10 protein-coding genes are annotated in these 11,665 nt (G+C 71.3%); 3 read left to right on the top strand and 7 right to left on the bottom strand.

What is annotated here, in order from left to right; genetic code table 11:
• The first annotated feature begins 160 nt into the window (after positions 1-160).
• On the top strand, positions 161-898 hold the full coding sequence (locus ACZ3II_RS02245) for an SCO6745 family protein (RefSeq protein WP_465515796.1): 738 nt from the start codon (positions 161-163) through the stop codon (positions 896-898).
• 112 nt (positions 899-1,010) lie between these two features.
• On the opposite strand, the gene ACZ3II_RS02240 is transcribed toward ACZ3II_RS02245, so the two are convergent.
• Positions 1,011-2,468, bottom strand: coding sequence for a methionine--tRNA ligase (locus ACZ3II_RS02240; RefSeq protein WP_465515795.1), 1,458 nt, complete (start codon positions 2,466-2,468; stop codon positions 1,011-1,013).
• A gap of 221 nt (positions 2,469-2,689) precedes the next feature.
• Here ACZ3II_RS02240 and ACZ3II_RS02235 point away from each other — a divergent pair, with 221 nt between their 5' ends.
• Positions 2,690-3,643: a GNAT family N-acetyltransferase gene (locus ACZ3II_RS02235; protein ID WP_465515794.1), complete on the top strand. Its 954-nt coding sequence runs from the start codon at positions 2,690-2,692 to the stop codon at positions 3,641-3,643.
• 40 nt (positions 3,644-3,683) lie between these two features.
• On the opposite strand, the gene ACZ3II_RS02230 is transcribed toward ACZ3II_RS02235, so the two are convergent.
• Positions 3,684-4,145 (bottom strand): gamma-glutamylcyclotransferase, encoded by a 462-nt coding sequence (locus tag ACZ3II_RS02230; protein WP_465515793.1) that lies wholly within the window; start codon positions 4,143-4,145, stop codon positions 3,684-3,686.
• Positions 4,146-4,230: 85 nt separating this feature from the next.
• Between ACZ3II_RS02230 and ACZ3II_RS02225 the strand changes: the two genes are divergently transcribed.
• Positions 4,231-5,631, top strand: coding sequence for an NAD(P)H-quinone dehydrogenase (locus ACZ3II_RS02225; protein ID WP_465515792.1), 1,401 nt, complete (start codon positions 4,231-4,233; stop codon positions 5,629-5,631).
• Here ACZ3II_RS02225 and ACZ3II_RS02220 read toward each other — a convergent pair.
• The 5 genes from ACZ3II_RS02220 to ACZ3II_RS02200 all read right to left on the bottom strand — a co-directional run bounded on the left by ACZ3II_RS02220 (position 5,558) and on the right by ACZ3II_RS02200 (position 11,643).
• Positions 5,558-6,247 (bottom strand): DedA family protein, encoded by a 690-nt coding sequence (locus ACZ3II_RS02220; protein ID WP_465515791.1) that lies wholly within the window; start codon positions 6,245-6,247, stop codon positions 5,558-5,560. The genes ACZ3II_RS02225 and ACZ3II_RS02220 overlap by 74 nt on opposite strands.
• Before the next feature lie 350 nt (positions 6,248-6,597).
• Positions 6,598-8,346: an acetyl/propionyl/methylcrotonyl-CoA carboxylase subunit alpha gene (locus ACZ3II_RS02215; RefSeq protein ID WP_465515790.1), complete on the bottom strand. Its 1,749-nt coding sequence runs from the start codon at positions 8,344-8,346 to the stop codon at positions 6,598-6,600.
• A 157-nt stretch (positions 8,347-8,503) separates the two neighbouring features.
• Positions 8,504-9,118 carry a Maf family protein gene (locus tag ACZ3II_RS02210; protein ID WP_465515789.1) on the bottom strand — a complete coding sequence of 205 codons (615 nt, stop codon included), beginning with the start codon at positions 9,116-9,118 and terminating at the stop codon, positions 8,504-8,506.
• Positions 9,119-9,195: 77 nt separating this feature from the next.
• Complete coding sequence (locus ACZ3II_RS02205) at positions 9,196-10,278, bottom strand: S8 family serine peptidase (protein ID WP_465516583.1); 1,083 nt, start codon at positions 10,276-10,278, stop codon at positions 9,196-9,198.
• A gap of 51 nt (positions 10,279-10,329) precedes the next feature.
• The gene (locus ACZ3II_RS02200) at positions 10,330-11,643 is read right to left on the bottom strand and encodes a coiled-coil domain-containing protein (protein WP_465515788.1); all 1,314 of its coding nucleotides are present in this window, start codon (positions 11,641-11,643) and stop codon (positions 10,330-10,332) included.
• Positions 11,644-11,665: the final 22 nt, after the last annotated feature.

Here is an 11,665-nt window from a genome sequence, read left to right as displayed (position 1 = left end):
GGACGCCTGCCGTGGCCGGCGCGAGGCACGGGACGTTGCGTGGCCCGTACCGGAGCAAGGTGTAGACCGGAAGCCGAGAAACACCAAGATCGCGAAAGCGTTTTCTTCGGACTGTCCGGGAGATTTTCTTTAGACGGTCAGGGGGAGCAGAATCGGGCGGGTGACCCCGGAACAGGCTGCCGCCAACGCTCGCGCCGGACTCGCCGTCATCCATCGAGCGTTCTCCGAGTCGCCGCGGACCCTCCAGGGGGCCAGGCTGCTCGGGCTCTCCGGCTGGGCCTACCACGTCTCCGCCCGTGCCGGAGCGCTCGGCGACGTGCGGCCGGAGACCGTGGCGGCGGCGCTGGCCTTCATCGCGCCGGAGGCCGTCACCGACGGCTGGGAGGCGGCAGTCAAGTCGTCGGCCCCCGCCGAGGTCGCCGCCTGGCACCTGGGCGAGCTGTGCAACTGGGGCGACGAGAACCTGGGCGGGTTTCCCCGGCTGACCCGGCTGCTCGACCTCGCCCGGCGGATCGTCGACCGGGTGGACGCCGCCGGGCTGCCGCTGTTCGCCGCTTGGCGGGCCATGCCGGTGCCGAGCGGCGAGCCCGGGGCCCGCGCCGCGGTCCTGCTGCACCTGCTGCACGAACACCGGCTCGGGGTGCACGTGATCGCCGTCCGGGCGGCCGGTCTCACCCCGCTCGAAGCGATCATCGCCGGGCCGGAGGGCGAGACCGACGCCGTGGCTCTGGGGTGGCAGGCGCCGTACCCGTCGGCCGGCCCGCTGATCCGCCGCCTGCTGTGGGCCGAGGCGGTGGCCGACGCGCTGGCCGGGCAGGCCTATGCGGCCCTGGACCAGGCGGAACGGGTCGAGTTCACCGGCCTGCTCGAGTCCCTGGGCCACCGCCTGGCTCTCTGAGCATCCCGCCGCCGGGCCGGTCCCGCGTCTGTTCCGGTGGGTGGGTCATGTCCGGCTGGTTCTCAGGGCTGTCTCCGGGCGCTCGAGACAGCCCTGAGAACCAGCCGGGGTTTCACCGGGCGGCGAGGCGAGGGAAGACGGGCTCGGGGCGGGCGACCCGGTCGCCGGTGAGCAGGCGGTCGTGCAGGCGGGCGGCGCCGGACGGCAGGAACGGCCGCAGTTCGGTCGCGACCAGGCGGCAGGCCGCGATCAGGGCGCCCAGCACCGCATCCCGGCGGTCGGCGGCGGCGGGTTCCCAGGGGCGCTCGGATTCCACGTACCGGTTGCCCTCGTCGACCACGGACCACAGCGCGCCGGTCGCGGCCCGGAGATCGAACCGGTGCAGCGCCGCATCGATCCGGCCGGGCAGGGCCGCGCACAGCTCGCCGAGGCGGCCGGACGGGACGGTCTCCGGCACGTGGCCGTCCCGGTGCTTCCAGACCAGCGTCAGGGTGCGGTTGACCAGGTTGCCGAGTCCGTTGGCCAGGTCGGCGTCGGCACGGCGGGCGAGCCGGTCGACGGTGAAGTCGGTGTCGCCGAGCGGGGCGACCTCGCGCAGCAGCCACCAGCGGACCGCGTCCACGCCGTACCGTGCGGCCAGCCCGGCCGGGTCGACGGCGTTGCCGGCGCTCTTGGAGATCTTCGCGCCGTCCACCGACAGGTAGTCGTGCACCAGGACGGCGGTGGGCAGCGGCAGGCCGGCCGAGAGCAGCAGCGCCAGCCAGTAGACGGCGTGGAAGCGGACGATGCCCTTGCCGATCACGTGGGTGCGTTCGCCCGGTGACGCCCACCAGCGCTGGTAGTCGGGGGCGCCGGCGCCGTACCCGAGGGCGGTGACGTAGTTGGCGAGCGCGTCCCACCAGACGTAGATCACCTGGCCGGGGTCGCCGGGCACCGGGATGCCCCAGCCACCGGCCCGGGCCGCCGGGCGGGAGACGCTGAAGTCGGTCAGGCCGCCGCGGACCAGGGCGAGCACCTCGTTGCGCCGGGCCGGCGGCTCGATCCGGACCCGGCCCGACTCGAGGATCTCGCGGATCTGTTCGGTGTAGCGGGACAGCCGGAAGAACCAGTTCTCCTCGACCACTGTCTCCGGCGGCACGCGGTGTTCGGGGCACAGGTCGCCCGCTGACAGGAACTGTTCGCAGCCGGGACAGTAGCGCCCCTGGTAGGAATGCCGGTAGAAGTCACCGGCGGCGGCGCACTCGCGCCACAGCCGGTCCACCCCGCCCGGGTGCCGGGCGTCGGCGCTGGTCCGGATGAAGTCGTCGAACGACAGGTCGAGGGGTTCGCGGAGGGCGGCGAAACGGTGGGCGTTGCGGTCCACGAAGGCACGTACGTCCACCCCGGCGGCGCGGGCCGCGGTGACGTTCTTGAGCGCGTTGTCGTCGGTGCCGGTGAGGAAGCGCACCGGGCGGCCACGGAGCCGGGCGTGCCGGGCCAGCACGTCGGCCTGGACGAGTTCCAGCGCGTGCCCGAGGTGCGGGGCGGCGTTGACGTACGGAATGGCGGTCGTCACGTAGAAGGTGTTCATCGTCTCTCTCCTGACGGCCCGAGTCCGGCGGGAGAAGACGGCAAAGCCAGGCCCCGCGGAGACGAGGCCTGGTCGTGGTCTGGATCAGCGCACGGCGAGGAGCCCCGGGAAGGGGCGCATCATTCGCTCACGGCGCGGCTGCATGCGGCCGATCGTAGGCGACCGGGGCCCGCGGCGAAACTCGGTTGAGCGGCGCGACGGGAGCGTGGTCGGATTCCCACATGACGGAACTGCCCGCCGGATGGACGACGCGCCGGCCCACTCTCGACGACGTACCGGCGATCCTCGAGGTGGTGCACGCCAGCGACATCGCCGCGGTGGGCAAGCCCGACTTCACCAGCGGCGAGGTGCGCGAGGAGCTCACCGCGCCGAACACCGACCTGTCCCGGGACTCCTGGCTGGCGCTCGACGAGACCGGGCGGATCGTGGCCTGGGCGTACCCGTACAACGCCACCCGCGGCCCGCGTGACATGGCCAACGTCTTCTTCTGGCCGAAGCTCGGACTGCCCGCCCTGCGGCCGCTGCTGGAGCTGTTGATGGCCCGGATCGCCGAGCGGGGCGCCGAGTTCGGCCACGACGTCTACCACGTCCGGGCCGGGGCGCTCCCGGGTGAGGACGACCTGATCGAGGCGCTGGCCGAGGCGGGGTTCACCTTCCTCAAGCAGTTCGCCCGGATGCAGATGCCGCTCGACGGTGTCTCGCCGGTCGCGCCGGAGCCGCCGGCCGGGGTGACCGTCCGGCCGCTGCGCTTCGACGACGAGGCCGAGGTGCGCGCCTTCCACGCGGTGATCGAGTCGGCTTTCCGGGACTCCGATCACCCCGCGATGGGGTACGAGGGATGGCGCGCCCAGCTCGACGGCGAGTCCTCGATCTCCGCCGACGAGTGGCTGGTCGCCGAGGTGGACGGGGAGATCGCCGGCGCCCTGCAGTCGTCCGACGGCAGCGGGGAGACCGACGAGGGCTATGTGAAGTACCTCGCGGTGCTCCGCCCGTACCGCAAGCGGGGTGTGGGTGAAGCGCTTCTGCGCCGGGCCTTCGCGACCTATGCCGCCAACGGGCGCCCGACGGCAGGGCTCGGCGTCGACCTGGCGAACCCGACCGACGCCGCGAGCCTGTACTTCAAGGTCGGCATGACCGCGCTCTACCGCGGCAACGTCTACCAGAAGGCGTGTTGATTCCGGGCGTCAGGGACGGCCGAACTCAACACGCCAGCGGTTAGACCTCGGGGGTCGACGTGCCGGTGGGCCGGCTGCGCAGATCGGCGACGTAATCGTCGGGCGCGCCGGCCTTCTCGGCCGCGTTCGCGATCTCCGAGAGGTACCACGCGGTCGGCAGGCCACCCTCGTAACCGGCGAAGACGTAGACCCAGGCGGGTACGTCACCGTCAAGTGTCGATACACGCACGGTGAGCTTCTGGTAGGTCCCGGCGGTCACCCCCTCGACCTCGTCGAGCTGCGCGGCGTCCCAGGGGTGGACGTCGTAGAGGGAGACGAAGACACGGTCGCCGGGCGACTCGACAACCGTCGAAACCGCCCCCTCCCAGCCCATTTCTCCCTCACCGGCGAAGGTGAGGCGCCAGCCTTCGATCCACCCCACGCCGACCATCGGCGAGTGCGGACAGTAGGCCCGCATGCGGGCGGGATCCAGGTTCGAGCCATACGCGGCGTAGTGACGCACGGCGACGACACTAGTCGCATAGTCGGTCGGTGAGAATATGAGAGACGCGTGTCGGCACAGTTGCCGCTTTTGGAGGTCATAAATCGTGAGTCGGATCGTGATCATCGGTGGGGGGCCGGGAGGCTACGAGGCGGCTCTTGTCGCTGCCCAGCTGGGCGCGGAGGTCACCCTCGTGGAGGCGGACGGACCCGGTGGCGCGTGCGTGCTCACCGACTGCGTTCCGTCCAAGACGTTCATCGCTAGTTCCGAGGTGATGACCGGTTACCGGCGCAACGAGCGGTTCGGCATCCGGTCGGCGGGGCTGGACGGGGTCAGCGTCGACGCGAAGGCGGTCAACGAGCGGGTCAAGAAACTCGCCCTGGCCCAGTCCGGTGACATCCAGACCAAGCTGATCAAGGCCGGGGTGGACGTGGTCCGCGGCCGGGCCCGGCTCGGCGAGGACCGGCTCGGCCACACCCACCAGGTGCTGATCACCCCCGAGGGCGGCGAGACGTACCCGGTGGAGGCCACCACCGTGCTGCTGGCCACCGGCGCCACCCCGCGGGTGCTGTCGTCGGCGCGGCCGGACGGGGAGCGGATCCTCGACTGGCGGCAGGTGTGGGACCTGGAGGAGCTGCCCAGCCACCTGGTGGTGATCGGGTCGGGTGTGACCGGCGCCGAGTTCGCCAGCGCCTACCTCGCGATGGGCGTGAAGGTGACGCTCATCTCCAGCCGGGAGCGGGTCATGCCGCACGAGGACGCCGACGCGGCGATGGCGATCGAGCGGGTGTTCCGGGAACGGGGCATGACGATCCTCAGCCAGTCCCGCGGTGACTCGGTGGTCAACACCGGGGATGGGGTACGGGTCACCCTCTCCGACGGGCGCACGGTCGAGGCGTCGCACGCGCTGATGGCGGTCGGGGCGATCCCGAACACCGCCGATCTGGGACTGCGGGAGTACGGGGTCGACGTCTCCGACGGCGGCTACGTGACCGTGGACCGGGTGTCGCGGACCAACGTGCCCGGCATCTACGCCGCCGGCGACTGCACCGGCGTGCTGCCGCTGGCCAGCGTCGCCGCCATGCAGGGCCGGATCGCGATCTGGCACGCGATGGGTGAGGCGGTCGCCCCGCTGCGGCTGCGGACCGTCTCGGCGAACGTGTTCACCGACCCGGAGCTGGCCACCGTCGGCGTCTCGCAGAACGAGGTCGACTCCGGCCGGTTCCCGGCCCGTCAGGTGATGCTGCCGCTGACCGGCAACGCCCGCGCCAAGATGGCCGGCCTGCAGGACGGGTTCGTGAAACTGTTCTGCCGCCCGGCGACCGGCCAGATCGTCGGCGGCGTCGTGGTGGCGCCGAAGGCGAGCGAGCTGATCCTGCCGATCACCATGGCGATCGAGAACAACCTGACGGTCGATCAGCTGGCGCACACCATCACGATCTACCCCTCGCTCTCCGGGTCGATCGCGGAGGCGGCACGTCAGCTGATGCAGCACGAGGTGCAGTGACGGGTTCCTTGTCCCGCCCGCCGAACACGGCCAGCACCCAGCCGGCCGTGCCGAACACGACGGCGGCGATCGCGGCGGCGGCGAACAGCCGCCAGGCGGACTGGGTGATCGCGGTGCCCCCGAGGTGCCCGACCAGTCCGCCGTAGGCCGCCCAGGTCAGCGCGGCCGCCCCGTCGTAACCGACGAACGACCGGATCGGATAGCCGGTGCGGCCCGCGTTGTATCCGGCGGCCATCCGGCCGCCGGGAACGAACCGGCACAGCACCATCACCAGCGGGCCCGGGCGGCGCAGGCCCCGGGTGAAGCGTTCGGCCGCCCGGCGGGTGCGGGACTCGGTCTCCTCGCCGCGCGGCGCGAACCGGGCCCGCAGCGAACTCAGCCGGGCCCCGGTCGACCGGCCCAGCACGAAGGCGATCGCGTCACCGGTGAACATGCCGACCGCACCGACCGCGATCACCGCGACCAGGTCGAGGTCGCCGTAGACGGTCAGGGCGCCCGACGTGATCATGATGGCCTGGGTGGGCACCACCGGCACCAGGGCGTCGACCGCGAGGAACGCGAAAAGGGCAAGGTACGCCCAGGCCGGCGTTGCCACCATGGTCAACATGTCGATCATCGGTGCGGGCCACCTCGTGGGCATCGGGACTCACAGCATTCTGCGCGGGACCGGCTGAGAGAGCGCTGTGTTTCGAGCATGCGCCCGGCCGGGCGCGGATCTGCGGTGATGCGGGACACGCTACGGGCCGGGTCCGTCCGGCGCGCCCGGTTTGCGGGGGCCGCCGGGGCCGGGCGTACGGTTGACTCGCCCGCGCTGTGCAGCGGCGCGCGGCCGCGGGCCGTCGGTAGGTCCCGTATCGGCGGCCCGCTCCTTGAACGCGTCACCCGGCCGGATGTGACGGGTCTGTCGTCGTGTGCACAGCACGAAGCCCGAGTGCGGCAGGCACCCGGGCTTCGGTGGGGGAGCGGTCAGTCGATGGTGCAGAGCACCGTGCCGGCCGTGACGGCGGCGCCCGGCTCGACGGACAGGCCCGCGACCGTGCCGGCCTTGTGCGCCTGCAACGGCTGCTCCATCTTCATCGCCTCGATCACCACGATGGTGTCGCCCTCGGCGACCACGTCACCGTTCTGCACGGCGACCTTCACGATCGTGCCCTGCATCGGCGCGGTCAGCCCGCCACCGGACACGGCTGCCGTCCGGCCCTGGGCGCTGCGCGGGCGGGACGCGGCGCGTTTGGGGGCGGCTTGGACCGTACCGGAGAAAAGGGTCTTGGGAAGCCGCACCTCGATGCGCCGCCCGCCCACCTCGACCACGACGGACTCCCGTTCGGAGGCGTCGGCCTCCGGCGCGGCGGGCGCGGTGAACGGCGGGACCTCGTTGTTCCACTCGGTCTCGATCCAGCGGGTGTGCACGGTGAACGGCTCGCCGGTGAACGCCTCGTCGCGGATCACCGCCCGGTGGAACGGCAGCACCGTGGCGATGCCCTCGATCACCGTCTCGTCCAGCACCCGGCGGGCCCGCTCCAGCGCCTCCGCGCGGGTCGCCCCGGTCACGATGACCTTCGCCAGCATCGAGTCGAAGTTACCGCCGATCACACTGCCCTGCTCGACCCCGGAGTCGACCCGCACCCCCGGCCCGGACGGCCAGGTCAGCGCGGTGACCGTGCCCGGCGCCGGCAGGAAGCCGCGGCCCGCGTCCTCCCCGTTGATCCGGAACTCGATCGAGTGGCCACGCGGCGCCGGATCCTCGGTGAACGGCAGCGGCTCGCCCGCGGCGATCCGGAACTGCTCCCGCACCAGATCCACCCCGGCCGTCTCCTCACTGACCGGGTGCTCCACCTGCAGGCGCGTGTTCACCTCCAGGAACGAGATCGTCCCGTCCTGGCCGACCAGGTATTCCACCGTGCCGGCACCGTGATAGCCGGCTTCCCGGCAGATCGCCTTCGCGCTCTCGTGGATCTTCGCCCGCTGCTCGTCGCTCAGGAACGGCGCCGGCGCCTCCTCCACCAGCTTCTGATGGCGGCGCTGCAACGAGCAGTCCCGGGTGCCGACGACCACCACGGTGCCGTGCGTGTCCGCCAGGACCTGCGCCTCCACGTGCCGGGGCCGGTCCAGGTAGCGCTCGACGAAACACTCGCCCCGCCCGAACGCGGCCACCGCCTCCCGGGTCGCGCTCTCGAACAGCGCCGGGATCTCCTCCACCGTGCGGGCCACCTTCAGCCCCCGGCCGCCACCACCGAACGCCGCCTTGATCGCCACCGGCAGGCCGTGCTGCTCGGCGAACGCGACGATCTCGGCCGCGTCCGCGACCGGCTCGGCGGTGCCCGGCACCAGCGGGGCCCCGGCACGCTGCGCGATGTGCCGCGCGGTGACCTTGTCACCGAGATCGCGGATGGCTTGCGGCGTCGGCCCGATCCAGATCAGATTCGCATCCTGTACGGCCTGCGCGAACTCGGCGTTCTCCGAGAGGAAACCGTAGCCCGGGTGCACCGCGTCCGCCCCGGACCGGGCCGCGATCTCCAGCAGCTTGTCGATGCGGAGATAGGTGTCCGCGGCCGTCTCGCCGTCCAGCGCGTAAGCATCGTCGGCCAGGCGCGCGTGTGGCGCGTCCCGGTCACTGTCGGCGTAGACGGCGACGCTGGTGAGGCCGGCGTCCTTGCAGGCCCGGATAACCCGGACGGCGATCTCGCCACGATTGGCGATCAGAATCTTCCGCACAACTGCAGAGCCTAACGGTTCCTCAGGTGGATCCGGACCGCTGAGACAGCACGGTTGTGGATCGTTCCCACCACGCGGACCGTGCCTGACCGTCAATCGATATGTTAGTCCAGATTCGTCAATTTTCGCACGTCGCCCGCGTCGGCTCCGGTGGAATTCAGCTGCGCCAGAGACTCGTGATCGGGATGCCCATGTCGGCGAGCAGGCGCCGCAGCAGCGGCAGCGACAACCCGATCACATTGCCCGGGTCGCCCTCGATCCGCTCCACGAACGCGCCACCCCGGCCGTCCAGCGTGAACGCGCCCGCCACCTGCAACGGCTCACCGGACTCGACGTACGCCTCGATCTCCGCGTCGGTCACATCAGCGAAATGCACCGTCGTCGTGCCGACCGCCTCCGCCTGCAACCCGCTCACCAGGCCGGTCAGATGGTGCCCGGTGTGCAGCACCCCCGACTTGCCGCGCATCGCCATCCAGCGGCGCACCGCCTGCCCCGCGTCGGCCGGCTTGCCGAACACCTCACCCTCGAAAGCCAGCACCGAGTCACAACCCAGCACCAGCGCCGCCGGATCGGCCGGCAGATTCGCCGCGACCGTCCGCGCCTTCATCCGCGCCAGCGCCAGACTCGTCGTGTAGGCGTCGTCGGCATCGACGACACTCTCGTCCACGCCACTGACGATGACCTCGGCATCGATCCCGGCCCCGGTGAGCAGCGCCCGCCGGGCAGGGCTGGCCGAGGCGAGGATCAGGCGGTATGCGATGTCGGTCTGCACGGAAAACGAGCCTACAAGCCCGACCCATACAAAACCGTCACCAAGCAGCGTGTTTCCGCCCTGATTCCGGTTTCGGCTCAGCCGTTGGCCCGCCGCCTGCGGGTCAGCACCAGGGCCACCACCGCACCGGCCGCGACGACAGCGGCGCCGATCCCGCCGAACAGGAGAAGACCGGACCCGGACGACTTCGGCGTGGGCACGGCCCGGGCCGACTCCGTGAGCTGCACCGCGGACTCGGCCGGTTTCGCCGACGACACCTCCGGAGCGGCCGAGACAGGCAGCGGCGGGACGTCGGCGGTCAAAGCCTTGACGATGTTGAGTACGCCGTACCCGCACTCCTCGTCCTTGCCCGGCGTCCCGTAGTCGTCCGCCGTCGCCGTCAGCCGGTGCACGACCTCCGGCGCCGACAGGTTCGGGAACTTCGCCCGCACCAGCGCCGCCGCCCCCGAGACAATCGCCGCGGCATCGGACGTGCCGGTGGCGCGCTGGTACTTGTTGTTGATGCCCGTCGTGATGATCTCGGCGCCGGGCGCACAGATCCCCATCTCCGGACCGGTCACCGAAATGCCGTGACGCTTCCCCTGCTGGTCCGTCGCCCCGACGGCCAGGACGCCCGGAAGCGCCGCCGGATAGCCGAGCTTCAGATTCTTGGTGGTGTTCCCCGCACCCGCGACCACGACGATGTCGGCGTCGATCGCGGCCTGGACAGTGTCCCTGATGATCCTGGAATCGGGCACGACGACCGACAGGTTGATCACATCGGCGCGGGCCTTCGTCGCCCACGCCACCCCGTCGGCGATGCTCCGTCCGTTGTCCCGGCGGGCGCTGTCCTTGATCGGGAGGATCTTCGCGCCGGGGGCGATCCCTAGAACGCCCTGGCCGGAACCATGTCCCCGCCCGGCGATGATGCCGGCCATCCGGGTGCCGTGTCCGTCCGTGTCCACCTGACCCGTCCCGTCACCATCGGGGCCCATGTCAGCGCCCTTCCTGACATTCCCCGTCAGGTCACGGTGCGGAAAGACACCGCTGTCGACCACCGCAACGGTGACGCCGGCGCCCGTGGTGATCCGGTGCGCCTGCTCCACCTTCAGGAACGGCAGATGCCATTGCGCTCTCCTGGTGTCGTCGGCGAACGCCGGCGCGGCCGGGCACAGGGCCATGGTCACGACACACGCCGCGAGAAAGCTCGCCGACCTCGCTGCCCCGCCCATTCATCGCCCGCCGATGGTCGGTCCGGGATCGATGCGCTGCACCGAAGGGGGAAGCAGAACCGGGTCCATGCCTTCCGACGTCTCCCACGGATTGTCCGGATCCCACTGCAGGCGATGCGACTCCTCCTCGCCGCGGGCGGGTGAACGCCGCCCGGGTGAGGCGCCCATGCCCGGCCCCCCACCGGTGCCCGTTCCGGTTCCCACGCCGCCGATCACGCCGCCGACCGGATTAACGCGCTGCCCGCCACGAGTCGAGGTGCCCGGGACCCCCCGGCCACCCGAAGGAGCCGCGCCGGTCATGGCCGACGGCGAACCACCCAGCACCCCACTGTGCGGAACGGACGTGCCGCGGCTCCCCGACGTCGGCTGGAACGAGTGCGGAGCCGAACCGCTCGGACCGGACGAACGCGAGATCGGCGACGTCGACGGGCCGCTGGGCGTCACCGTGTAGGGGCCCGTCGGGTGGAAAGCAGGCGTGTTCGTCGGCGGCAGGCCCGGTGTCGTCGTGACGGGAGGCAGACCGGGAGACGGCGCCGGCACCGTCTTCGTACCGCCGAGAATCGGGCCGTCCACCGACGGATTCGACGGGGCGTGGGAGTCCGGCAGATCCGGCTTCGTCACCGGGCCCGTCGAAGGCTTCTCCTGAACCGGAGTGGCGACGGTGTCCCTCGGCGATGGCTTGCTCGGCGTTACCGAACGCGGAGAGAACGGCGGCACCATCGGCGGCATGCCGGCCCCGGCGCCACCCGAACCACCCATGTCCTCGACACTGTCGATCTTGAGGTTCGGGTTGTACGGCTTCGGTGCGACGAACGTGCTCTGGGCCGCGGCAAGCTCGGCGGAGAGCGACTGCACCGTGGCCCGAGCCTGCTTGTCCAGCGCATTCAAGCGGGCGTACGCCTCCACCGGCCGCACCGGCAGAGGATCCGTCGTGGCGAGAATCGGCGCTGAGGCGGCTTTCTCGTACGCGTCGGTCTGTGCCTTGATCTCCCGGTACTGCTGCTCCAGTCCGGCCAGCTCCACCTTGGCCTCGTCGACGGCGTCGATGCCACCCGTCAAAGCACGCCCGTTCGTGGCGGACGCGAGCTGGGTCTCTTGCAGGCTGGCGATCAGAAGCTCGAGACGATCCAGGTAGGCCGCCGCGGCGCGGCTCCGCTCCGGCGGCCAGGCCTCGCTCAGCTTGTCGCGGTAAGCCTTGACCTGGCTTATGTGGTTTGCCAGAAGCTCGGACGACTTCTGCCAGGCGTCACCCATGGTGCGGTGCGGCCCGCTGTCATGGCTCTTCAGGAGCGGCCAGATCATCTCGATCGGCATGCTCCGCCAGTCCGTCGCCGGG

It is taken from the genome of Actinoplanes sp. NPDC019969 (assembly GCF_055562375.1).
This window is presented reverse-complemented; position numbering and strand designations above follow the sequence as displayed.